The 22,318-nt window shown below is 74.2% G+C and carries 25 protein-coding genes and 1 pseudogene; 13 read left to right on the top strand and 13 right to left on the bottom strand.

Annotation, left to right across the window (positions count from 1 at the left end):
• The first annotated feature begins 62 nt into the window (after positions 1–62).
• The gene (locus tag V6U79_RS27270; protein WP_334616375.1) at positions 63–749 is read left to right on the top strand and encodes a hemerythrin domain-containing protein; all 687 of its coding nucleotides are present in this window, start codon (positions 63–65) and stop codon (positions 747–749) included.
• 279 nt (positions 750–1,028) lie between these two features.
• On the top strand, positions 1,029–1,469 hold the full coding sequence (locus tag V6U79_RS27265; protein ID WP_334616374.1) for a hypothetical protein: 441 nt from the start codon (positions 1,029–1,031) through the stop codon (positions 1,467–1,469).
• A 40-nt stretch (positions 1,470–1,509) separates the two neighbouring features.
• Here V6U79_RS27265 and V6U79_RS27260 read toward each other — a convergent pair whose 3' ends face one another.
• On the bottom strand, positions 1,510–2,487 hold the full coding sequence (locus tag V6U79_RS27260) for a GGDEF domain-containing protein (RefSeq protein WP_334524983.1): 978 nt from the start codon (positions 2,485–2,487) through the stop codon (positions 1,510–1,512).
• A 392-nt stretch (positions 2,488–2,879) separates the two neighbouring features.
• Here V6U79_RS27260 and V6U79_RS27255 point away from each other — a divergent pair, with 392 nt between their 5' ends.
• Both V6U79_RS27255 and V6U79_RS27250 read left to right on the top strand, forming a co-directional pair.
• Positions 2,880–3,386 (top strand): hypothetical protein, encoded by a 507-nt coding sequence (locus V6U79_RS27255; RefSeq protein WP_334524980.1) that lies wholly within the window; start codon positions 2,880–2,882, stop codon positions 3,384–3,386.
• Positions 3,365–3,934 carry a cytochrome d ubiquinol oxidase subunit II gene (locus V6U79_RS27250; protein ID WP_334616372.1) on the top strand — a complete coding sequence of 190 codons (570 nt, stop codon included), beginning with the start codon at positions 3,365–3,367 and terminating at the stop codon, positions 3,932–3,934. The genes V6U79_RS27255 and V6U79_RS27250 overlap by 22 nt, the downstream gene beginning before the upstream one ends.
• A gap of 50 nt (positions 3,935–3,984) precedes the next feature.
• On the opposite strand, the gene V6U79_RS27245 is transcribed toward V6U79_RS27250, so the two are convergent.
• Complete coding sequence (locus V6U79_RS27245) at positions 3,985–4,410, bottom strand: nuclear transport factor 2 family protein (protein WP_334524977.1); 426 nt, start codon at positions 4,408–4,410, stop codon at positions 3,985–3,987.
• A gap of 169 nt (positions 4,411–4,579) precedes the next feature.
• Between V6U79_RS27245 and V6U79_RS27240 the strand changes: the two genes are divergently transcribed.
• From V6U79_RS27240 to V6U79_RS27230, 3 genes and pseudogenes are all read left to right on the top strand, one after another.
• A complete protein-coding gene (locus V6U79_RS27240; RefSeq protein ID WP_334524974.1) occupies positions 4,580–4,702 on the top strand; it encodes a ribosomal protein bL36 in 123 nt (40 codons plus the stop codon).
• Positions 4,703–4,986: 284 nt separating this feature from the next.
• A complete protein-coding gene (locus tag V6U79_RS27235; RefSeq protein WP_334616371.1) occupies positions 4,987–6,552 on the top strand; it encodes a right-handed parallel beta-helix repeat-containing protein in 1,566 nt (521 codons plus the stop codon).
• 162 nt (positions 6,553–6,714) lie between these two features.
• Positions 6,715–7,179 (top strand): annotated as a pseudogene (locus V6U79_RS27230) (molybdenum cofactor biosysynthesis protein); the annotation flags it as partial.
• A gap of 94 nt (positions 7,180–7,273) precedes the next feature.
• Here the strand turns inward: V6U79_RS27230 and V6U79_RS27225 are convergent.
• The gene (locus V6U79_RS27225; protein WP_334524965.1) at positions 7,274–7,699 is read right to left on the bottom strand and encodes a nuclear transport factor 2 family protein; all 426 of its coding nucleotides are present in this window, start codon (positions 7,697–7,699) and stop codon (positions 7,274–7,276) included.
• A gap of 229 nt (positions 7,700–7,928) precedes the next feature.
• On the bottom strand, positions 7,929–9,506 hold the full coding sequence (locus V6U79_RS27220; RefSeq protein WP_334616370.1) for a Na+/H+ antiporter: 1,578 nt from the start codon (positions 9,504–9,506) through the stop codon (positions 7,929–7,931).
• A 179-nt stretch (positions 9,507–9,685) separates the two neighbouring features.
• Between V6U79_RS27220 and V6U79_RS27215 the strand changes: the two genes are divergently transcribed.
• Entirely contained in the window at positions 9,686–10,762 is a 1,077-nt protein-coding gene (locus V6U79_RS27215; protein WP_334524959.1) for an NYN domain-containing protein, read from the top strand.
• A gap of 407 nt (positions 10,763–11,169) precedes the next feature.
• Here the strand turns inward: V6U79_RS27215 and V6U79_RS27210 are convergent, their stop codons facing one another.
• Positions 11,170–11,685: a 2'-5' RNA ligase family protein gene (locus V6U79_RS27210; protein ID WP_334616369.1), complete on the bottom strand. Its 516-nt coding sequence runs from the start codon at positions 11,683–11,685 to the stop codon at positions 11,170–11,172.
• A gap of 138 nt (positions 11,686–11,823) precedes the next feature.
• Positions 11,824–12,786, bottom strand: a complete 963-nt coding sequence (locus V6U79_RS27205) for a glycoside hydrolase family 88 protein (RefSeq protein ID WP_334616368.1) — start codon at positions 12,784–12,786, stop codon at positions 11,824–11,826.
• A gap of 151 nt (positions 12,787–12,937) precedes the next feature.
• On the opposite strand from V6U79_RS27205, the gene V6U79_RS27200 reads away from it, so the two are divergent.
• Positions 12,938–13,315, top strand: a complete 378-nt coding sequence (locus tag V6U79_RS27200) for an SCP2 sterol-binding domain-containing protein (protein WP_334524952.1) — start codon at positions 12,938–12,940, stop codon at positions 13,313–13,315.
• The gene (locus tag V6U79_RS27195) at positions 13,312–15,375 is read left to right on the top strand and encodes an amylo-alpha-1,6-glucosidase (RefSeq protein ID WP_334616366.1); all 2,064 of its coding nucleotides are present in this window, start codon (positions 13,312–13,314) and stop codon (positions 15,373–15,375) included. The genes V6U79_RS27200 and V6U79_RS27195 overlap by 4 nt, the downstream gene beginning before the upstream one ends.
• 76 nt (positions 15,376–15,451) lie before the next feature.
• Here V6U79_RS27195 and V6U79_RS27190 read toward each other — a convergent pair whose 3' ends face one another.
• The 3 genes from V6U79_RS27190 to V6U79_RS27180 form a co-directional block, all read right to left on the bottom strand.
• Positions 15,452–16,204, bottom strand: coding sequence for a Pr6Pr family membrane protein (locus tag V6U79_RS27190; RefSeq protein ID WP_334524946.1), 753 nt, complete (start codon positions 16,202–16,204; stop codon positions 15,452–15,454).
• Between the two features lie 60 nt (positions 16,205–16,264).
• Entirely contained in the window at positions 16,265–17,077 is an 813-nt protein-coding gene (locus V6U79_RS27185; protein ID WP_334616363.1) for a hypothetical protein, read from the bottom strand.
• Between the two features lie 121 nt (positions 17,078–17,198).
• Positions 17,199–17,705: a DinB family protein gene (locus tag V6U79_RS27180; RefSeq protein ID WP_334524941.1), complete on the bottom strand. Its 507-nt coding sequence runs from the start codon at positions 17,703–17,705 to the stop codon at positions 17,199–17,201.
• 120 nt (positions 17,706–17,825) lie between these two features.
• On the opposite strand from V6U79_RS27180, the gene V6U79_RS27175 reads away from it, so the two are divergent.
• On the top strand, positions 17,826–18,722 hold the full coding sequence (locus tag V6U79_RS27175; RefSeq protein WP_334616361.1) for a DUF72 domain-containing protein: 897 nt from the start codon (positions 17,826–17,828) through the stop codon (positions 18,720–18,722).
• A gap of 57 nt (positions 18,723–18,779) precedes the next feature.
• Entirely contained in the window at positions 18,780–18,956 is a 177-nt protein-coding gene (locus tag V6U79_RS27170) for a hypothetical protein (RefSeq protein WP_334616358.1), read from the top strand.
• A 59-nt stretch (positions 18,957–19,015) separates the two neighbouring features.
• Here V6U79_RS27170 and V6U79_RS27165 read toward each other — a convergent pair whose 3' ends face one another.
• Both V6U79_RS27165 and V6U79_RS27160 read right to left on the bottom strand, forming a co-directional pair.
• Positions 19,016–19,405, bottom strand: coding sequence for a hypothetical protein (locus V6U79_RS27165; protein ID WP_334524934.1), 390 nt, complete (start codon positions 19,403–19,405; stop codon positions 19,016–19,018).
• A gap of 116 nt (positions 19,406–19,521) precedes the next feature.
• Positions 19,522–20,148, bottom strand: a complete 627-nt coding sequence (locus tag V6U79_RS27160; RefSeq protein ID WP_334524931.1) for a hypothetical protein — start codon at positions 20,146–20,148, stop codon at positions 19,522–19,524.
• Between the two features lie 190 nt (positions 20,149–20,338).
• Between V6U79_RS27160 and V6U79_RS27155 the strand changes: the two genes are divergently transcribed.
• Positions 20,339–20,509, top strand: a complete 171-nt coding sequence (locus V6U79_RS27155) for a hypothetical protein (RefSeq protein ID WP_334524928.1) — start codon at positions 20,339–20,341, stop codon at positions 20,507–20,509.
• Between the two features lie 39 nt (positions 20,510–20,548).
• Here the strand turns inward: V6U79_RS27155 and V6U79_RS27150 are convergent, their stop codons facing one another.
• Together V6U79_RS27150 and V6U79_RS27145 are read right to left on the bottom strand one after the other, a co-directional pair.
• The gene (locus V6U79_RS27150) at positions 20,549–21,412 is read right to left on the bottom strand and encodes an alpha/beta hydrolase family protein (RefSeq protein ID WP_334616356.1); all 864 of its coding nucleotides are present in this window, start codon (positions 21,410–21,412) and stop codon (positions 20,549–20,551) included.
• A gap of 9 nt (positions 21,413–21,421) precedes the next feature.
• On the bottom strand, positions 21,422–22,318 hold an 897-nt coding region (locus V6U79_RS27145), incomplete at its 5' end, for a glycosyltransferase family 9 protein (RefSeq protein ID WP_334616354.1).

Raw genomic sequence — 22,318 nt, 5'->3', positions numbered from 1 at the left:
CCGCCCCACCGCCAGCCGCTCGGCCACCCCGGCCGGGCGCCACCCTGACCAGGGAGCACCACATGACCGCACCGGAACCGCGCGCCGACGTGCGCGAGATGTACATGGCCCACACGATGATGCGCCGCGAGTTCACCCTGCTGCCGGAACTCGTCCGCGGCGCCGCCGTCGGCGACCGGCAGCGCGCGGAGGTCCTCGTCCGGCACATCGAACTCATCGAGGGGGTGCTCTCCCACCATCACCACAGCGAGGACACCCACCTCTGGCCGAGGCTGCTGGAGCGCGGCGCGGCGGAGATCGCCCCGGTGGTGCACCTCATGGAGCAGCAGCACCGCACCATCGATGAGCTGACCGTCGAGCTGCGCGCGGCCACGGCGGCGTGGCGCGACACCGCCACCCGCGAGGCGGCCGAGGCCGTCGCCGCCGTCCTCGACCGGATGTGCCCCGCCCTGGACGAGCATCTCCGGGTCGAGGAGGAGCAGGTTCTCCCGCTCATCGAGAAGCACGTCACCGCGAGCGAGTGGGACCGGATGGTCGCCGAAGGGGCGGGCGACACCCCGGTCGAGCTGCTGCCGCTGATGTTCGGGCTGATGACGTACGAGGGCGACCCGGAGGTGGTCCAGAAGGCGATCTCCCAGATGCCCGAGGAGGCGCGTCCGGTCATCGCCGGCGTGGCGGCCCAGGCGTTCGCGGCGCACTCCCAGATCATCCACGGCACCCCGACCCCGCCGCGCGTCGGCGCCGCGTAGGGCGGGATCCCGCCGGATCTCGTAGCGTCGGCCCGCCGGCGTACCGCCGCTGTCGCCCGCAGCGGCGGTACGTCCTGCCGGTGCCCGCCGGCCCGGCCACCTCGGCCGCCGGCGCGGCCGTGCGTGCGCCGCGGGCCGGCCGGCCGCGGCCCGAAGTTTGGCCGACAGGGGCGGGGGAAGACACCCGGCGCCGGTCGGCCCGACCCGGCCGGACAGGGCCTGTCCCGTCGGCAGCACCGTCGGTGCGGGCCTCGGCAACCCACCCGAGGAGGAGCGACGATGGCCGATGCCCGACGGAGCGAGACCGGGGCCACCACCAGGCCCACCTCCGCCCGGAAGGGCATCGGGGCCAGCAAGGCCCCGATGAACCGGAAGGCGGCGGCGAAGAAGGTCGCGACCGCCACGAAACGGGCCACCGGGGCGAGCGCGGCCAAGTCGCCGGGGGAGAAGCCCACCCCGACCACGGCCCGGGTGGCCCGGAAGAAGCACACCTCCGCGACGGCGGTCCCGGCCCGCAAGCCGACCGCGAAGGCGACGGCCGCCAAGAAGGCGACCGCCGCGAAGGCGCCCGCGACGAGAGCGCCCGCGAAGAAGGCGCCGGCGAAGAAGGCCACGCCCACGCGGGCGCGTACGACCACGGCGACCCGGGCACCGGCGAAGAAGGCCACCACCATGGAGTCCTTCGGCAACCGGCGGACCGCCCGCAAGACGAACCGCTGACCCGGCTCCAGCAGGGCGCCGCCCCCGGGGGGCGGGAACGTCACCCGCGTGGAGCGGCCCGGTGCCGGTCGTGCTTGACCCGGTAGAGGCGCTGGTCGGCCACCTGCATCAGGGCCTCGAGCGTGTTCCCGTCCTGAGGGGCGGTGGCCGCGCCGATGCTGACGCCCGTGTGGTGGCGCACCGCCGCGCCGATCCGCGTCCGCACCGTCTCCGTGGTGGCCGCGTCGGCGTCCACCAGGACGACGACGAACTCGTCGCCGCCGACCCGGGCGACCGCGTCCCCGTCGCGGAGTGCTCCTCGCACCGCCGCCACGGTCCGCTGGAGCAGCTCGTCGCCGGCGGCGTGCCCGAGCCGGTCGTTGACGAGCTTGAAGTCGTCGAGGTCCAGGCAGAGCAGGGACGGGCCGGGCCGGCCGCCGCCGGGCAGCTCCCGGGCGAAGTCGGCCAGGCCGCGCCGGTTCAGGGCGCCGGTGAGCGGGTCCAGCGCCGCGAGGGTACGCAGCTGGCAACGTTGCCGCGCCAGCATCCGCGCCTGTGTGGAACAGACCGAGACCAGGACCAGCATGCCCGCGACGTAGAGGAAGACGTGACCGGGCCGGGTCGGCTGGCCGGTGACGGCGACAGCGAGGTACGCCCCGATGATCACCGCTTCGAGCGCCATCGTCAGCGGCAGGCGTGGCGTGTAGTTGGCGACGAAGACGGTCGTGGTCACGAAGCCCAGGGCGGCCGGTGACGCGGCGCCACCGTCCCAGTAGGCGCCCAGCGTCACCGCGACCAGCGCGATCAGGAGGATCGTGAACGAGACGCGGTATCCGGAGGCCTTCGTGGTCACCGTCCGCGCGGCCCAGATGCCCGCGAGGCCGGACGCCATCCCACAGCCGTAGGCGGTGAGCATGAGGGCCCGGTTCGGCTCGTGAAGGGTGGTCAGGCAGTAGCCGATGGCCATGGCGTGCGACACGACGTGCAACGCCGCGCTGAGCAGCATCCTCCGGCGGCGCCGGTGCACCCGATCGTCCACCGCGGCGACGGCCCCGGGTCGCCGTCTCCAGGTGGCGTGGCGGCGCGGCCGGTCGAGGTGAGTCGTGTCGGTGGTGCGTGTCGAGGCCGCTCCGAAGGCGGATGTCACCACCCCGACATTCAAGGGTGTGCCGCAGCTCACCGTCAATACCGGTGCCGTCGCCCGTCGGCCGGGGGGCGGTTCCACCCGTCGCGTGTCCCCTCCCGGTGGCGGCGTGGCTACCCGCTGCCACCGACGGCGCCCCGGAGGGCCGGGGTGTAGGGCCACGGCCTCGGGGTACGTCCGTGGCCCGGCCGGCGACGGCCGGTGTCCGACGCCGAGAGGATCTCGCCTTGGGGGTACGCAGGACGGGGTGGAGGGCCGGCGATACGGCCCGGCCCGGCCGCCGGCCGATGACGAGGCTCGCCACCGCGGGAGTGGCGGCCCATGTCTTCTTCGAGCTCGGGGCCGGGGTCGGCATGCCGGCCGCGTCGATCCTGGGTCCGCTGCCCGCCGCCGGGGTGTGGGCCCTGGGCACCGGGGCGGTGTGGCGGGCGGCCGGGACCCGCCCGGCGTCCGGCGACGCCGCCTTCGCCGCCTGCAACGCCGTCGGCCTGGCCGCGGTGCTCGCCCACCTCCGTGGTTGGCCGCGTCGGCGCACCCGCCTCGGCCTGCCCTGGTTGCAGGAGTGCGAGGGGCTCGGGCCTGAGCTCATGCCGTTCTACAACCCGATCCTGTACGTCTCCGGTGCCGCTGCCCTCGTCGCGCTGGCCCGGGAGAACCGGACGGCGCCGCGCTGGTTGGCGCTGCTGACGCTCGGGCTGGTGCCGGTGCTCATCGCGACGCAGCACATCGAGCACTGGCGACTCAGGGAGCGGGCCGAGCGGCGGCCGGGCTGGTGGAACCGCCGACTCCGGTGACGGGGCCGACCCGCAGCGGGCGGCGTCGCGCGCGGCGAAGCGTACGTTATCTGGTTGTTTGCCGGATTTCCCGCGCCCCCGCCCCGCGACTGGTTACCGTGAGTCCGCGGTGCGGGTCCCCGCGCGACTCGCGGCCCTCACCCGGTGGCCGCCCAGGAGGTCACGGCCATGGATGTGATCGAGATTTCGCGATTCCCTGCCGTGGCTCTTCCCCATCGCGCGCGTTCGCCACCCTGGCCAGCATCTGGCTCGCCCTGTCCCTGCGTCGCGACACGCTCGCGTTCGCCATGAGCGGTCTCACCATCGTCTTCGCCACCGTCACCGTCTTCATCGCCCTCTTCACCCGGGGCGAGGTGCTGCCGTCCACCATCGACCCCGCCTACAGCCTGACCCTGGACGAGACGGCCAGCCGCCACTACACCCTCGTGCTGATGACCTGGGTGGGCGCCATCTTCCTACCCCTGGTCATCGGCTACCAGGCCTGGAACTACCACGTGTTCCGCGAACGCGTCCGCCCCCACCAGGGCGGTCTGGACCAGGGCTACTGACCCGCGGCGCGGCACCGCCGCTGAGAGTGCGATCGGCGGTGGCGGCGAGGTCACGCGGTGCTCGGTGGCTCCGGCTCCATCCGCTCCACCCAGCGGGCCCGCCAGGCCGGCGGCTCCCACGGCTCCCCGAAGTAGATCCGCTCGTGGACGACCTTGCCGTCGCGGAACTCCATGATCCCGACCGCCCAGACGAGCCGGTCGTCGTACCGGATGGTGTATTCGTTCACCCACAGGTCGTCGCGGCCGGTCGTCCGGTGCAACCGGAACTCCTGCCGGGTCGGGTAGCTGGACCTGAACCCGACGATGTTGGCCTTGCCGCGGATGCGTTCGCCGCCCTGGGGCCACTCCAGCACCGCGTCGTCGGCGTAGATCTCGGAGGCCTGGGCGATGGTGTCGCCCGGCCCGCCACCGGCCTGGCTGATGTTGGAGGAGGCGAAGTGCGCCTTGATCATCGCCCGTGCCACGGCCTCGTCCATAGCTGAACCCACCGTTTCGGCGAAGGTCTGTGCGGTGGCCTGCGCGCCCCGACGCTATCACCGGCCGACGCCGCCCGGCCCGACGAATGGCCGGATTCCCGGCGGGTACGCGGACTTCGGTACGTGACGGAGGCAGGCCCTGACACGCAGCCGGAATGAGGTGTTCGCGATGAAGGTGAGGAACTCCCTGCGGGGGCTGAAGAACAAGGCGAACTCGATCGTGGTACGCCGCAGAGGCAGGACGTACGTGATCAACAAGTCCGACCCCCGGCAGAAGACCCGCCAGGGCTGACGACGCCCGGCACCGTCGGGGTGGATCATGCAGTTGTGGTGGGCGTTATGCCCAGCTTCGCGACGATCGCGGGGCACCACAACTGCATGGTCCACGCAGGCGCCGGCCATTGGTGGCGGTCATGTTGATTGCGTTATCAATTGCTGCGAGGAATGCGGGGCTGGTCTTAAAACTGTCATAAGTGGTGGGTTCCGGCGGCTTTCGATGCCGTTACGGAACCCGTTCTTCGCTATCGTCCCCGGCGTTCAGTCATTTCGCTGAAACAGTTCCGGGAGGATATGACGATGTCGGTTCGTGCACGCGGTGCGCGGTGGCGTTCCTGGTCGGCTCGGGGGCCCGCCTCGGGCGCGGTCGTGGCCCTGGCCGTGGCGGTGGCCCTGACCGGCTGCAAGGACGCGAAGGTGGAGTCGGTGGGCCAGAGCTCGCCGTCGGCGGAGGCGACCCGCACCGACGCCGCGCCCGGTCCCTCGCCCGATGCGGCGACCTCCGCGCCGAGCGCGCCGACGTCGGCCGGCGCCCCGACGCCGCGGCCGGCGGGTGCGTCGGCCGGCGCCGGCATCGGCGGACCGAACTGGTCGGCCACCCAGTTGCCGCCCACCCAGGGTGGCCGTCACCTGTACGTTTCCGGCCGGGGGCGGGACAGCAACAACGGGCTCTCCCGGGCCACGCCGGTGCGGACCCTGCAACGGGCCGCGGACATGACGCGGCCCGGTGACACGGTGCTCGTCGGCGACGGGGAGTACACCTCGCCGGAGAACTGGAACGTCCTCAACATCACCCGCCCCGGCACGCCGGACAGGTGGATCACGTACGCCGCCTACCCGGGTGAGCGGCCGGTGGTGCGGCCGATGCGGAAGAACTGGCAGGGCATCCACGTCGGCGCCGGTGCGGCGTACATCCGGGTGGTCGGCTTCACCGTGAAGGGCCAGCGCGCCAACCTCACCCCGGAGCAGATCCGGAAGGCGCAGCGGGGCGACGGCTCGGATCCGGCGATCTCCGCGAACTGCATCGCCGTGGACGTGCAGAAGAACCAGCGGCCGATGGTCCGGCCGCACCACGTGGTGATCTGGGGGAACACCGCGACCGACTGCCCGCTGGTCGGCATCTCCGCCCAGTTCGCCGACCACGTGACCGTGGAGAACAACGTCACCGCCTTCAACGGCTTCTATTCCCCCTACGGCGGCAGTGGCATCTCGTTCCACGGCAGTTGGAACTCCGACGCCGGCACCGGCCACAAAATGATCATCCGAGGCAACGTCTCGTACGGCAACAAGATGCTGGTGAAGTGCATCTGCGTCGACCTGAAGGCGGTGACCGACGGCAACGGCATCATCGTCGACTCGACGAACAACAAGAGCTTCGCCGCGCCGCCGCTGAGCCAGGCCCCCTACGCGGGCCGGACGCTGGTCGAGAACAACATCACCTACGACAACGGCGGCCGGGGCATCAACGTCTTCCAGAGCCTGCACGTCGACGTCGTCAACAACACCCTGTACCGCAACGCTACCCACCCCGCGATCGACTCCGACCTCGGCGTGGTCCGCGCCGAGGACGTCACCGTCGCCAACAACATCGTCGTGGCGGGCCGGGGCGAGAAGGCCGTCGGCACCGGCGACAGCCGGAACGTCCGGTTCGACAGCAACCTCGTCGTCGGGCCGTACCAGGGGCCCAGGGACGCCCGGTTGCTGACCGGTGACCCCGGTTTCCGCGACCCCGCCGCCGGCGACTTCCGCCTGACCAGCGGTAGCCCCGCCATCGACAGCGGCACCGGCGCGCTGGCCCCGAAGATCGACGCCACCCGTTCGGCGCGGGCCGGGAAGGTCGACCGGGGCGCGCTCGACCACCGCTGACCGCATCCGCCGCACCGGCGTCCCCGCTCCCGCCGCCCGGGAGTGGGGACGCCGGTCGGTCGGCCGACGACGGCCGGACCGGGCGGGCCCGCCGGCCGTGGCCCGGCGGCGGGGTCGCGTGATCGAGCTCGGCGGCGCGGCGTGCTTCGTAGAATCGCTGCCATGCCGCGCATCGTCCAGTTGCTGGCCTCGCCCGTGCACCGCTACGTGGGCCGGCCCGCGGACGGTCCGGCGCCGGCCCCGCCCGGCGAACTGGTCGACCAGGTGCGGCTCCGGGCCGGCCTCGGCATCGTCGGTGACCGGTACTTCGGCAAGGCGGCGCACCGCGAGGCGAGCGTGACCCTGATCGCTCAGGAGTCGTTGCCACCCGGCGTCGACCTGGCGCAGGTCCGGCGCAACGTCCTCACCACCGGCATCGCCGTGGACGAGCTGGTGGGGTCCGTGCTGACCCTCGACTCGGGAGACGGCCCGGTCAGCCTGCGGGTCCACGGTCCGGCGCGACCGTGCGCCTGGATGGACGTCAGCGTCGGCCCGGGCACGTGGAAGGCGCTGCGCGGCCGGGGCGGCATCCGCTGCTCACCCGTGAACGACGGCATCCTGCGGGTCGGTCCGGTCGAGGTCCGCGTCGGCGGTGACCGGTCACCACCGGGGCGCCGCACGCACAACCGGAACGGGCTGGGTGTGGCGCCCCTCGGGGGCCGGGCCCGGCGATGGGCGGTCGTCAGCCGGTGACGTCCATCGCCCGGGACACGGCGTAGGTGTCCTCGTACAGGTGCAGGCGCACGAGCTTGCCGTCGGCCACGGTGAAGTGGAAGGCGACGGGGGTGCTGAACCGGCGGCCGGTCGCCTTCGCCGTGTGGGTGAAGTGGCCCAGTGCCACGGCGTCGGCGCCGTCGACGAGAACCTTGTCGAAGGTGATCTCACTGGCGCCGGCGACGAGGGCGGGCCACAGCAGCTTGAAGTACTCGGGCACCTCCTCGCGGCGGGAGCGACGGCCGACCCAGGGCAGCCGCTCGTCGCCCGGCACGAGCCAGTCGATCTCCTCGGCGAAGACGTCGGCGACGCGGTCGGCGTCCCCCTCGCCGAGCAGGCGGAAGAACGTCCCGACGGTCTCGCGGACGCTTTCCTCCTGGGTGTGCTGCGACATTGCTACCTCCGGGGTGTCGGGAGGGATCCGCGCCGGGTGTCTGCCGGGCACGGTCGCCTCCGGTGCTGCGAACGGGTCGCCGGCCGAGGGGGCGCTCGCCCGACCTGCGCCGACGTCTCCCCGCAGTTCGTGGACCTATTCAGTACCGCTCGGTACGGCAGCCCGACGCTAGCAGCCCTGCCGCCCGCCGCCAAATTTCCGTACCGCTCGGTAGGAGCCGGTCGCCCGCTCAGTCGACGGCCTCCGGCCCCAGCAGCCGGATCTCCTCGATGTCCAGCGCGGCCTGCACCTCCCGCAGCACCGCGTCGTCGATCTCGTTGTCGTCGCGCAGCCGGGTGACCTCGCGGCGCTTGTGCTCCAGCACGCTGAGTCGCAGGCGGCGGTCCAGCTCTCCGACCCGGGCCGCCTCCTCGTCCGCGCCGGCGGCGAGGGTGTCCTCCAGGTGGCGCTGGTAGTCGGAGCGGAGCCGCTCGACGGTGTCCGCCCCGACGCCCAGCCCGGCGGCGACCTCCGGCAACGCCGCCAGGCCCGCCCGGGTGGCGGCCGCTCTGGCCCGCCGGACCTCGTGCTCCCGCTCCAGGTCGCCCGTCAGGCCCGCCCAGGTGACCACCGCCGGCAGGGTGATCCCCTGGACCAGCATCGTCAGCACGATGACCACCGCCGTGCAGAAGACGATCAGGTCGCGCTCCTCGACCGGCGCCCCCGACGTGGTCGTCATCGGCACGGCCAGCGCGGCCGCCAGGGAGACCGCGCCCCGGAAGCCCGCCCACCCGGACGCCGTCCGGACCCGCCACCCGTCGCGGCGGCCCCGCTGCGTCGCCCGCCGGTCGAGCAACCGGACGGGGTACGCGGTCAGGTGCACCCAGATCATCCGGGTGGCCATGATGACGCCGGTCACCACCACCGCGATGATCAGCGCCTGCGCCGTCGACGTGCTGGTGATCGATTCCACCGCTCGGGGGATCTGCAGGCCGACCAGGACGAAGAGAGCGCCGTTGATCAGGAACGTGGTGAGGTCCCAGAAGGTGTACGCCAGCACCCGGGAGCGGGCCCGGATGATCCGGGGCTGCACGTAGGAGATGATCAGGCCCGCCACCACCACCGCCAGGACTCCGCTGGCGTGGACGAGCTCCGCGAGGAGGAACGCGGCGAATGGCGTCATGACGCTCAGCGCGCCCTCGCGCAGCGGGTCGTCGAGGCGGCGACGGATCAGGACCACCACCCCGGCGGTCAGCAGGCCGGCGGCGACGCCCAGGAGCGCCGACCCGGCGAACCGGCCGAGCAGCTGGGGGGCGTCCGGCCAGGTGCCCCCGGCGATCAGGCCGACCGCGACGGAGAAGAGCACCAGCGCGGTCCCGTCGTTGATCAGGCTCTCCGCGCGCAGGGTGGTCAGGACCCGCCGGGGCATCCGCTTCGCCAGGCCGGCGACCGCCGCGGCGTCGGTCGGCGCCAGCACCGCGCCCAGCACCCAGGCCGCGGCCGGCGTGACGCCGAGCCGCTGCGCGACCAGCGACACCACGACCATCGTCACCCCCACCAGCGCCACCGCGAGCAACGCGATCACCGGGAGGTTGGCGCGGATCTCCCGCAGGCTGACGACGAGGCTCTCCCGGTAGAGGATCGCCGGCAGGAACAGCAGCAGCACCACCTCCGGGTCCAGCACCACGTGCGACAGCGGCGGAAGGAGCGCCAGCAGCGCGCCCATGGTGATGAGCAGGACCGGCGGGGCCACGCTGTACCGACCGCCGAGGGTGGTGCCGACCAGCACCGTGGCGCCCAGCACCACGATCAACAGGAGCGGGCTCACCTCGTACTCCCGTCCCCCGGCCGTGCGCGGCCCCGCCGGTCGTGTGCCACTTCGACATCGTGGTACGCCGGCCGGACACGGCAGAGGCGAACCGTCGATTTCCCGGTGAGTGGCCGACGATCGGGCCGCGCCCGGTTGACCGACCGGGCCGCGGGCCCGCGACCGCGTACCCTGGCCACGTGGATCAAGAAGACCGCATCGCCCTGTTCCTCGACTACGAGAACCTCGCGCTGGGTGCCCGTGAGCACCTCGGCGGCATGGTCTTCGACCTGCGCCCCATCGCCGACGCGCTGGCCGAGCGGGGCCGGGTGGTGGTCCGTCGGGCGTACGCGGACTGGTCGTACTTCGACGAGGACCGCCGGATGCTCACCCGGTCGCACGTCGAGCTGATCGAGATGCCGCAGCGGATGGGCGCGTCGCGCAAGAACGCCGCCGACATCAAGATGGCCGTGGACGCCGTCGAGCTGGCGTTCGAGCGCCAGTACATCTCCACGTTCGTCATCTGCACCGGCGACAGCGACTTCACGCCTCTGGTGCACAAGCTCCGCGAGCTGAACAAGCGGGTGATCGGCGTCGGGGTCGAGAAGTCCACCTCGGCGCTGCTCCCGCCCGCCTGCGACGAGTTCCTCTACTACGACCGGCTGGAGGGTGTCGACGTCCCGCCGGCGCGCAGCCGCCGGGCCCGTCCGGCGCGGGTGCCCAGCCCGGAGATGCCGCAGGTGGAGCAGGAGCCCGAGCTGACGCCGGCCGTCGAGGAACCGGTACGCGACGTCGACACGCTGTCCGTCTTCGTGGCGCAGACGGTGGCCGGTCTCCAGGGCAGCTCCAGCGGTGAGGTGACCGCCTCCACGTTGAAGCGCACGCTGCTGAGGAAGGATCCGACCTTCAGCGAGTCCGACTACGGGTTCCGCACCTTCGGAGAACTGCTGCGGCACCTGGCCGAGCGCAACCTGGTCGAGTTGGCGGAGGGCCCGGCCAAGGGCGACCCCGAGGTCTCCCTGCCGGAGCACGGCGACCGGGAGGTGGCCTTCGGGCTGCTGGGCTCCGTGGTCCGGGACCTGGCCGGCGACGACGGCGCGGTGGCGCTCTCCGGTCTGAAGAACCAGCTGCGCCGGGCGCGGCCCGACTTCAGCGAGAAGAAGCTCGGCTACCGCAGCTTCCTCCAGTTCTGCAAGGCCGCGGCGACCAGCGGCATCGTCGACCTGCGGTGGAGCCCCGACGCCGACGACTACCTGCTGACCACACCGACTCCGTGACGCCGGCGGCCCCCCGCGGGCCGCGAGCTGCCCTCCGCCCGCAGGATCGCGCTCGATCCAGGAAGTAGTGGCCTCCCCGAGCCTGGCAGGCCACTACTTCCATGTTCGAGCGTGATCTTCTGCGTCGCTTCGGCAACGGGGCGGGATCGGACAGCCGTGAGCGGCGGGGGCTGGCCGCCCCGCCTCAGGGCAGGTCGGCGCGGTAGGCGGCGGCGAGGCGTTTCGGCGCGCGGGCGTACCAGGCCTCCAGCACGAGCTCGGTCAGCTCCGGCACGGCGATCCGGTCCAGCCAGACCAGGACCGCCGGGTAGTCGTCGAAGTGCGGGGTGGTGAAGTAGACCGCCGGATCGTCGGCGTCGCCGGGGCGGCCATCGATGCCGGGGGCCGGGGCCCCTGGGGTGGCGGGGTCAGGGCAGTGGGCGGGTGATGTCCCGTGCGTGGTCGGCGAGCGCCGCGCCGACCACCGTCGCGTCCAGCGGCAGCACCTCCAGGCAGCGGCGTACGGCCGCGGCCATCAGCGTGTTCGGGACCCGCATGGAGAGCGTGCAGTGCGGCACCCAGCGCCCCGGCCGGTACTGCTCGGCCAGCTCGATCCCGGCCCCGGCCAGCCGCTCGTGCACCAGGGCGTGGTGGGCCAGCAGCTCGGCGGTCGGCGTGACACCCAACCAGAGCACCCGGCCGACGAACTGCCCGGCGTGCTCGAAGCGCAACCGCAGCGGGGCGGCCACCACCGTTCCGAGCAGCGCCTCGGCGACCCGGTCCGGGTCGAAGTGCGGCGCCACCGCGAGCGAGACGTGCGGCCGGTGCCGCTGCGCCAGCAGCGACCGCATGCTCTGCACTCCCTCGGCCTCCAGGGCGTCCCAGAGCACCCGGACGCGCCGGGTGGCGTCGGTGTCCAGATAGAGCTCCAGCGCCGCGACCACGTGATCACCCTAGAGCCCGGCGTCCACCGCCCCGCGCCGGCGGTACCGGGCGGGAAACCGAAGCGGTGACCGGCCAGCGTGGACGACCGGCCGCCCGGATCCGTGCGCGGACCAGGACCGGCCCGCCCGGCGTGACCGTCACCCGTCGGCGCGGCGCCGGGCGGCCCGGGCGAGCAGGTGGAACGCCTGCGCCTCGGGCGACGTGCCGGGGCGCGCGAAGTCCGGCGCGCCGCTGACCGGGGTCACCATCCCGTGCGCGTCGACCTGCCGTTCGGCGGCGGCGAGCAGGTCCCGCCCGGTGTCGGCGTACGACGGCGGCAGCCAGCCGTCGGTGGCGCCGGTCAACGCCGCGTACGCCAGCATCTGCGCCGCGTTGGTCTCGACGAAGGTGGCCGGGTCGTCGAGCACGTCGTGGAAGAGCCCGTCGGCGCGGCGGTGGGCCAGGGCGGCGTCGAGTACCTGCCGGGCGTGTCCGGCCAGCTCCGCCCGGATCCCCGCCGGCCAGTCCACCGGCGGGCGCAGTGCGCGGGCGATGCCGGCGACGACCCACCCGTTGCCGGTGCCCCAGTGCTCCGGACGCACCCGTACGCCGCGGTCCTCGTCCCACCGCGCGGCGTAGAGGCCGCTGCGGTCGCCGTGCAGCCGGCGGCGATGGCCGCGCACCTGGGCGGTCGCCCGCGCGGGGTGGCCGCAGCGGGCCAGCGCCGGCACCACCATGTACACCGTGTCCGCCCAGACCTGCCGGTTGTCGAGCAGGTGGAACAGGGTGCCGTCGGCGGCCCGGGGCGCCCGGGTGAGCAGCCAGTCGAGCTGCCGGTCCAGCGCTTGTGACCAGCGACCGCCCGGATCGGCGAGCGCGGCGTGCCGGACCGCCTCGACGCAGGCCGCGCCGTTGACCGCGCCGCTCTCGCCCGCGACGTCACCGAGCCGGCCGTCCGGGTGCTGCCGGGTGACCGCGGCGTGGGCCAGCAGCACCGCCTCGTCGTCCAGACCGAGGTCGAGCAGCGCGTGCGCCGCCACCCCCTGCTCCCAGGACTGCCGCTGCATCGCCAGCAGCGCCGCCAGCACCCGTGCGCTCCGTCGGTCGTCCAGTGCGCCCATCTCGCCCTCCCGTCCCTGCGGGTACCCCGTTCCGCCGGCTGCCGCGCCTTCGACGAGCAGGGGGTTTCACCCGCAGCGGGTGAGCCCCGGTCACCCCCTCGCCTGCGATCGTCCTCAAGCGTGCACCGTACGGACCGGGGGAGGGGCAGCGATGGCGTCGCCGGTGACGGAGCAGCTCGAACGGCTCGACCCCGCGCGGCGGCCCGACCTGCCGGAGACCACCGCCGGCACGCTGCGCCTCGACCTGCGCGACGACGGCCACACGGAGCACTGGTACCTCACCATCCACGACCAGCGCGTGACCGTCAGCCGGTCGGCCGAGGAGGCGGAGCTGGTGGTCAGCGCGGACCGGTCGGCCTTCGACCGGCTGGCCACCGGGCAGACCCACGTGGCGGCGGCGCTGGTGCGCAACGAGATCAGCGTGCGGGGCGACATGCGGCTGCTGATGGCGCTCCGACGGATCTTCCCCGGCCCCGCCGGCGCGCGGCATCCGCGGGAGCTCGGCCGGCGACGGGACGGGCACCGGTGAGGCAGGAGCGGGTCTGCGTCATCGCCGGCAACGTCTTCGCGGTCAGCGACTCCCACGGCGACATCGAGGTGGATCCCCGCGTCCCGGTGGGGCTCTTCTCCTTCGACACCCGCTTCCTGTCGCGCTGGGTGCTCACCGTCGACGGGGAGCGACTGAACACCCTCACCCGTGACGAGACGGCCTACTTCGAGACCCGGTTCCTCCTGGTTCCCGGTGCCGCCAGCCACTACGTCGACGCCGACCTGTCGGTGATCCGGCACCGTTCGATCGACGACAGCTTCAACGAGCGGATCACGGTGCTCAACCACGGCGCCGAGCCGGCCCACCTGGTCGTGCGGATGGAGGTCGGTGCCGACTTCGCCGACACCGCCGAGATCAGTGGCCCACTGCCCCGACACATCACGGTGAGCGCCCGCTCCGACGACGGGGTGCTGCGACTGCGCTACGAGCGGGAGCGGTTCAGCCGGGAGACGATCGTCTCCAGCACCGCCCCCGCCGAGGTGGACCCGGCTGGCCTGACGTACCGGATCACCGTCCCGCCGCACGGCCAGTGGATCACCGACCTGCACGTCGGGATGGCCATCCGCGGCGAGGGCGGCCGGGACATGCGGGCGAGCCTGGAGTCGCACCGCCAGCGGGTCCGTCAGGACATGCGCGAGGAGCTGCGCGCCTGGCTGGACCGCGCGCCACAGCTGGTCGCCCAACGCACCGCGCTGCCGGCGGCGTACGAGGACGCGCTGACCGACCTGGCCGCGCTCTGCTACGAGCCGCTGTCGATCGCCGGGCGGGTGCCGGTCGGCGGGCTGCCCTGGGGAATGGCCCTGTACGGCCGGGACGCCCTGGTGACCTGCCTGCAGACCCTGCCGTTCGCCCCCGAGCTGACCTCGACCACGCTGCGGCTGCTCGCCCTGCTGCAGGGCGGACAGCTCGACGACTACCACGACGAGGAGCCAGGCAAGATCATCGCCGAGCTGCGCTACGGCGAGTCCGCCGGCTTCGACGACCAGCCGACCGCGCTCTACTACGGCGCCGCCGACACCACCCCGCTCTTCGTGATCCTGCTCGACGAGTACGAGCGCTGGTCCGGCGACACCGCGCTGGTCCGGCAACTGCGCCACCCGGCCCGGATGGCGCTGGACTGGATCGACGAGTACGGCGACATGACCGGTGACGGCTACCTGCGCTACCAGCGCCGCAACCTGCGCAACGGACTCGTCAACCAGGCCTGGAAGAACTCGCCCGACGCGATCGTGCACGCCGACGGACGGGAGCCGGAGTTTCCCCGGGCGACGTGTGAACTCCAGGGGTACGCCTACGACGCGAAGATCCGCGGCGCCCGGCTGGCCCGGGAGTTCTGGCACGACCCGGCGTACGCCGACCGGCTGGAGCGGGAGGCCGCCGCGCTCAAGGAGCGCTTCAACCGGGACTTCTGGCTGCCCGACCTGGAGTACTACGCGCTGGCCCTGGAGCCGGAAGGGACCCCGGTGCGGGTGCTCTCGTCCAACCTCGGGCACCTGTTGTGGAGCGGGATCGTCGCCGAGGAGCGGTCCGCCGCGCTCGCCGGCCACCTGCTCGGGCCGCGGCTCTTCTCCGGCTGGGGGGTGCGCACCCTCGCCGAGGGCGAGCGCCCGTACAACCCGGTCGGCGTGCACCTGGGTGCGGTGTGGCCCTCGGACAACTCGCTGGTCGCCGCCGGGCTGCGCCGGTACCACCACGACGAGGAGGCGGCCCGGGTCGCGGCCGGCATCTTCGCCGTGGCCGAGGTGCTCGGCGGGCCGCTGCCGGAGGCGATCGCCGGCTACCCGCGCGCGGTCACCAAGTACCCGGTGCAGCTGCCGTTCGCCGGCCGACCGCAGTCCTGGTCCTCCGGTGCGCTGCTGATGCTGCTCGGCACGGTGCTCGGCCTGCGGCCGTGCGGGGACAACCTGCTGGTCAACCCGGCCCTGCCGGAGGGCTTCGGTCGGGTCGAGCTGCTGGACGTGCCGGGCCGGTGGGGGCATGCCGACGCGTACGGCCGGGACCGCTCCGAAGCCCGGGGCCGCCGGCCCCGCCTGCGCTGACCGGCCCGCTTCCCGCGCCCCGGAATGCCATCGCGCCGCGCGACCGCCGCCGTCGGGCGACCGGACCGGCGGCGGTTCAGCGCCGGCCGGCGGACGCCTCGGGCGTGACGCCCCCGACCGGCTCCGGTGCGGCGTCGCCGACCGGCTCCGGTGCGGCGACGTCGGGGGCCGGGAGCACCGTTGCGCCCGTGGGTCGCGCGGCGGCCCGGCGGGACAACCCGCGGTCGACGCCGACGAAGAGCAGGCCGAGCAGCCAGAACGTGACGGCGAAGAAGACCGTGCTGACCGAGACGCCGTCGTAGCCGAGCCGCCCGGCGTCGAGGAACGGGTACGGGTACCGGTGCACGATCAGCCCGCGCACCAGCGCGAAACCCAGGTACGCCAGTGGAAAGGCCAGCCACCAGGCGGCGTACCGAGGGCGCAGCCGGCCGCGTTGGTCGAACAGCGTCCAGTCGGCGATCGCCAGCAGCGGCACGATCGTGTGCAGGAACTGGTTGCCCAGCGCCTCGCCGAGCGCCCGGTCGGGCTGCGCCATCGCGAACGGGCTGGCGGGGTTGGCCAGCACCAGGTGGTAGACCACCCCGGTGATGGTGATGTAGAGGGTGACCGCGCCCTTGAGTGCCGAGGATGGTTCGGGTCGGTCCCGGGCGGCCCGCCAGGCGGCGTAGCCGGCGAGGAGTCCCACCGCCACGTTGCTCTGGATGGTGAAGTACGGCAACAGGCCGGTGACCGTGGCGGGGCCGAGCGCGGTGAGCACGACCCCCGCCAGCACGCCGAGGACGATCGTGATGCGGAGGGCCGTCGCCGCCCGTCGCCGCCGCAGACTCATCGGGGCACGTTACCAGCCGGTACGGTCACCAGCCGACCGGCGACGTCGTCGGGCGGGTGGTCAGCGGGGACCCGGGCCCGGCGGCGTGCGCCGGCCCGCCGGGGTGTCGTCCGGGCCCGGCGGGGTGCTCGGCGCCGGGGCGGGGACGCTCGGCTTGCCGGCCCCGGTGGGTCTCGCCGGTTCGTGTGACGCCCTGCCGCTCGGCCGGGTCTTGGGTGCCGAGCCCGGGCGGTCGGTCGTCGGGTCCGGCGGCGCGTCGGGGCCGCCCCGGTCCGCCACGGCCTGCTCGCAGTAGTCGGCCACCTTGTCGCGGCCTCCGGCGCTGGTGATCAGGTCGGTGAAGACCGGGTTCTCCAGGGTCCGGCCCGGGTTGTCGCCGGCGTCCGCGCGGTAGGCGCGGCAGAGCCCGAGTATCGCGGCGGCCGGCGTCGGGCGCGGCGACTCCACGGTGGACGGCGGGGTCGACCGTCCGGGGCGGGAGCTGGTCGGGGAGACGGGGCCCGGGGCGGCCGACGGGACGGAGGGCCGGTCGTCGCTGCGGTCCAGCGGACCCGGCAGCGTGTCGGTGGCGGCGGCCAGCGCGACCCCGCCCGTGGCGGTCACGGCGAGCGCGGCCAGCGCGACCTTCAGCCCGGCCAACCCGGCCAGCGCACGCGGGCGGGCGGGACGGCTCGGCACGGTCGGCGACAACCCGGCGCGCGCCGCCCGGAACGCCTGCACGGCGTCGCTCTCGCCGCGCAGCTCGTCGGGGTGGGGCGCGGCGCGAACCGCGGTCAGGAGCGCCACGAGGGGCCCCGGGCCGTCCTGCGGGTCCACGACCGGCCCGCCGAGCAGCCGCTCGACGGTTTCCTGGTCGATGCGATGTGCGTTCATCTCGTGTCCCTCAGCGCCCGCAGGCCGTGGGACGTCACACCACAGGCTCCCGGGTGGCGATGATCACGCCAGGCCAGGGGCGGGCCGCCTCCCGTGCCCCCGGCAGCCGGGTCGCCCCCGCTCAGCCCATCGTCTTGGCCCCGTCGATCGCCTCGCGCAGGATGTCAGCATGCCCGGCGTGCTGCGAGGTCTCCGCGATGAGGTGCAGCACCACGCGCCGCGCCGACCAGCGCGCGCCCGGCTCGAACCAGGGCGCGGTCGGCAGCGGGTGCGACGCGTCGAGGTCGAGGGTGGCGATCAGCTCGTCGGTGCGGGCCGCGACCTCGGCGTAGCGGTCGAGCAGACCGGCCAGCGTCTCGCCCTCGGTCATCCGGAACGCGGCCGCCCAGTCGACCGGCTGTTTCTGCATCGCCTCGGCGCCGCCGACCATGAACCACGCCCACCGCTCCTCGGTGATGGCCACGTGCTTGATCAGGCCGCCCAGGCACAACTCGCTGACCGTCGTCCGGGCCGCCGCCTGCTCGTCGGTGAGGCCCCGCACGGTCTGCCGCAGAAAGCCCCGGTGCCGGCCCAGGGTCTGGGTCAGATCCGCCCGCTCGTCGGTGAGAACCCGCTCCGAAGTGGTCATCGGTCCGCCTTCCGTCGATGTCGTCGGTGCCCACCCTAGAGCCGCCCACCGACGATTCCGGGTACGTCACGCGGTCGCCAGCGGTTGCCGATCCGGCCGGGTGGCGGTGCACTGAACTACATGGCGGTAATCAAGGTCGGCACGTCGTCCTGGGCGGATGCGTCCCTGCTGCGCTCGGGCTGGTACCCCCGCACCGCGAGGACCCCCGCCGACCGGCTCGGCTTCTACGCCGGACGGTTCGGGCTGGTCGAGGTGGACACCTCCTACTACGCCGTACCGGCGCCGGAGACCACCGCCGGCTGGGTCGAGGCCACCCCGGACGGGTTCACCTTCGACGTCAAGGCGTTCAGCCTCTTCACCGGCCACCCGACCCCGGTGTCCATGCTGCCCAGGGACCTGCGACCCGACTCCGGTCCGGCCCGCGTCCGCTGGCGGGACCTGCCCGAGTCGTCGTACGAGGAGCTGTGGGCCCGGTTCCGCGCGGCGCTGGACCCGCTCGCGGCGGCCGACCGGCTCGGCGTGGTGCTGCTGCAGTTCCCACCGTGGCTGGTGCGCGGCGAGCGCGCCCGACGGCGGATCGTGGAGCTGGCGCGGCGGTGCCGGCCCTGGCGGGTCGCGGTGGAGCTGCGGCACGGCTCCTGGTTCGACGGTGCGGCCGCGGCCGAGACGGTGACCTTCCTGCGCGACCACGACCTCACCATGGTCTGCGTCGACATGCCGCAGGGCCACCCCTCGTCGGTGCCGCCCATCATGACGGCGACCGCCGAGCCGGCGATGGTCCGCTTCCACGGGCACAGCGCCGAGTGGGTGGGCGGCAGCAAGGAGGACCGGTTCCGGTACGCCTACTCCGACGACGAGCTGGGCCGGTGGGCCGAGCTGCTGACCGACCTGGCGCGGGACGCGGGGGAGCTGCACGTGCTGTTCAACAACTGTTGCGAGGGACAGGCCCAGCGGGACGCGGGGCGGCTCTGCGCGCTGCTCGGCCTGGCCCCGGCCGCGGAGCGCGCTGCCGTCTGACCGGTTTGTCGCTTCGCCGGCCGGGTACCGCCGTCTCCGACGACAGGAGGTGCGGCGATGAGCGAGGAGCCACGGCGGCCGGGCGTACCGGACGACGCGCGGGCCCGGCAGGTGCGCGAGGCCGAGGAGGCACACGGCGGCAGCATGGCGCCCGGACTGGTGGACGAGGCCGGCCGCCCGGTCGCCGAGCCGCCGCCGGGGCCGGGCGGTGACGAGGACGGCACCGGCTCCTGACCGGTCCTCGCCCGGGGTGCCGCCGCGACGGCGGCACCCCGGGCGTCGCGCTGTCGGGGTCAGTCCCGGATGACACCCTCCGGGCGCATCGCGGTCTCCTCCTCCAGGGCGTTGTCGGGCAGGTCCCCGCCCACCGAGTCGTCGGGGAAGGTACGGCGGGAGGGGGCCGGATCGGGCGGAGCGCCCGGCCCCGCCTCGATGAAGCGGGTCGGCTCGACCGGGCCGAAGCCGTGCCGACCGGCCGGGCCGGTCGGCGCCGCGGCCGCACCGGCCCGGCGGTCCCCCCGCCGCCCCTCGGGCACGGCGGTCTCCTCGCTGCCCTCGTCCATCGGGTCGTGCTCGCCGGCGCCCCAGGGCGGGTCGGCGTCGAAACCGTCGGTGGTGCCCCAGGGAGCGGCGGACTGCGGTCCGCGTCCGGCGCCGCCCCTCGGTGCCTCGTTCGCCGTCATGGCCACCTCACTGGTCGTCGTGTCCCGACTGTCCGTCCAGGCCGCCCGACCGGCCGGCGGGGCCGCCGTCGGCGTGCGACGGCCCGCCCCCGCGCCGGCCGGGTCGGGTAGGGCGGTCAGCCCGCCATGGCCATCCGGCGCTTCCCCGCGCCCATCGTCGCCAGCTTCCCGATCGTCGCGGGCGCGCTCAGCATCCCGCCCGCGCGGCCGAAGACCCCGCGGAACACCTGGCCGGGCTTCTGCTGCTCGCCCATGTACGAGGTGACCACGATCAACGCCCCGGTCAGCGCCGGGATCGTCCACTGCAGCAGCTTCATCTGCCGCTGGCAGGAGGCCACGTCGGCCGGGGTCTGGTGGTTCGGCTCGGTGGTCCCCCCGACCGGCGAGGCGCCGGCCTTCTCCAACTTCATGCCGAGCAACCGGCTGTACCCGGTGACCGCGAGCGCGCCGACGGTGAGCGCCGTCTTGAGCGCGCTCACCTTCCCCACCCCGGCCTGGGAGAAGACCCGCGGGCTCTCCGCGGCCAGTTCCCCCACGGCGCCGGCCAGATGGGCGCCGATCGCCGCCGCGTTGACCGGGGTCCAGCGGGCCCACCCCGCCGAGGCCACCGGGAGCCGCTGGGTCGAATCGCTGATCCGCGAGGCCGCGCCGTTGACGCCGAAGGCTCCCATCAGGGAGCCACCGAACCAGGCCGCCAGACCCAGATCGTGCATGGAGCGCAGTGCGGTGTGCCGTTCGGACATCTGATCCCCCTCCACCGTATTCGGGCGCAGCGGCATACCCGCCGTTCACCCTCCTACTCATCCGATCCGGACCGGTCGACCGGGAGGGCGTCCCGTTCGCGACGTCCGTCCGGGTCCGCCCGGCCCGGACAGGAGTCGACCGCCGGCCTGCGGGTAGGCAACCGCACGGAACGAGAGGGAGGAGATCGGGATGACGCAGCCGGACGAGAGCCGCGAGAAGACCGCCTCGACCGACGCGGTGCTGATGCACCCGGGCAGCGACCCGCGTCGCAAGACCAAGCAGGAGCCCCCGCCGCCCGAGCGGGGCGAGGTGCGGGTGGAGCGGGACGGGAAGCTGGTCCCCCTCGACCAGCTCGACTGATCCCACCGGGCGGGCGACCAGCTGTCGCCCGCCCGCAGGTCAGCCGGGAGGCAGGGAGGCGGCGAAATCGGCCACCCGGCGGGCCAGCGGCCCGCCGGCGCGGACCCAGGTGAAGTGGTCCAGGGGTACGCCGGCCTCGGCGACCGTGTAGCGGTGCCGGGTGACCGGTGCCGCGGTGAGCTTCGCGCAGAGCAGATCCAGCGTGCCGTGCGGGGTGTACTGGTCGTCGTCCACGCTGACCGCCAGCACCGGAGTGGCGACCCGGCGCACCGCGGCATCGGCGTCGACCCCGTCCAGCACCGGGAACCGCCCGGTCCGCGCGGTGTGCGCCCAGTCCCGGATCACCCCACGGGCCTGCCGTCCGCCGAACCCCCATCCCGGCCAGACGCCGAGCACGCGGGTGACCGCCGCGATGCCCTGGGTGTACGGCAGCACCCCGTACCGCCGGGCGCCGGGGTAGCCGCGCCAGTAGGGCACGCCCACCGCGAGCAGGGCCAGCCCGTCCACGGCGGCCGAGCCGTGCAGGGCGAGGTGCAGCAGCGCCGCCTGCCCGCCGAGGGAGTGCCCGAGCAGCAGCCGGGTCCGGCCGTCCAGCCGGGGCTTGAGCGCCTCCAGGACCGCGCCCACGTCGCCGGCCAGCTCCGCGTAGCCGTACCGGCTGGCCCGGCCGGGCGGGGGAGTGCTCGCGCCGGTGCCCCGCAGGTCGGCCACGACCACGGCCAGCCCGGCGGCGCGCAGCGCGGCGGCGAACGGCCGGTAGTACCGGGCCCGGACGCCCATCGCCGGCCAGAGCACCACCACCGGCGCCCCGGGCGGCCCGTCCGGTTCCGGGTGGACCTGAATGCCGATCCGTGCCCCGTCGACGTCCACGAACTCCTGGCTGTACTCCGGTTCGCCGCTCACCGGTGCAGCCTACCGACGGGTAGCCAAGGGCGTGCCGCGCCCGACCCGCCGCGCCGCGACCCGTTCGACCCGGTCCACCGCGGCCAGCACGGCCGGTACGTCCAGCGCCGCCAGCGCCGGGTGCACGGCCACCTCCTCGACCGGCTCGCGCGGTCCCACCCAGAGCGCCTGGTGCCACGGCCGGTCCGGGGGTGGGCCCCACTGGGCGGGTGGGACGGGGCCGAAGAGCAGTACGGAGGGGGTGGCGTAGCCGGTGGCGAGGTGTCCGATGCCGGTGTCGCCGCTGATGACCAGGCGGGCGTGGGCGACCAGTGCGGCCAGCTCGCCGATCCCGGTCTCCCCGGCCAGCACCGCGTCGGCGGGCAACCCGGCCAGGGCGCACACCTGCTCGGCGATGCTCCGCTCGCCGGGCGTCCCGGTCACCACCACCCGGTGCCCCCGGGCGGTGAGGGCGCGGGCCACCTCGGCGAAGCGGGCCGGCGGCCAGCGCCGCTGCGCCGCCTTCGCTCCCGGGTGGACGATGCTCACCCCGGTCGGCATCCCGCCCGGCGGTGGTCTGCGCAGGGTGAGGTCGGTGCGGTCGGCGGGGATGCCGTACCAGGCGAGGAGGCGGCACCAGCGGTCGACCTCGTGTTCCTCGGGGTGCCAGTCGGGGCCGTCGTGGTGGCCGGCCGCCGGGCAGCGGAAGGCCAGCAGCCGGCGCGGACGGGCGGCGGCGAGCATGCGGTGTGATTGTGGGCCGCTCCCGTGGAGGTTGACGGCGAGTTGTGGTGCGGGTCCGGTCCAGGGCAGGTGCTCCAGCCCGTCGGTGGGCAGCAGTCGGTCGATGCCGCCGATGAGGTGGATCAGGGGTGTCAGCCAGGTGGGTGCGGCGAGGGTGAGTTGCTGGTCGGGGTGGGCGGTGCG

The organism is Micromonospora psammae, assembly GCF_036902725.1.
Lineage (GTDB): Bacteria > Actinomycetota > Actinomycetes > Mycobacteriales > Micromonosporaceae > Micromonospora.
The sequence above is the reverse complement of the archived record's forward strand: the minus strand, read 5'-3'. Positions and strand labels throughout refer to the sequence as shown.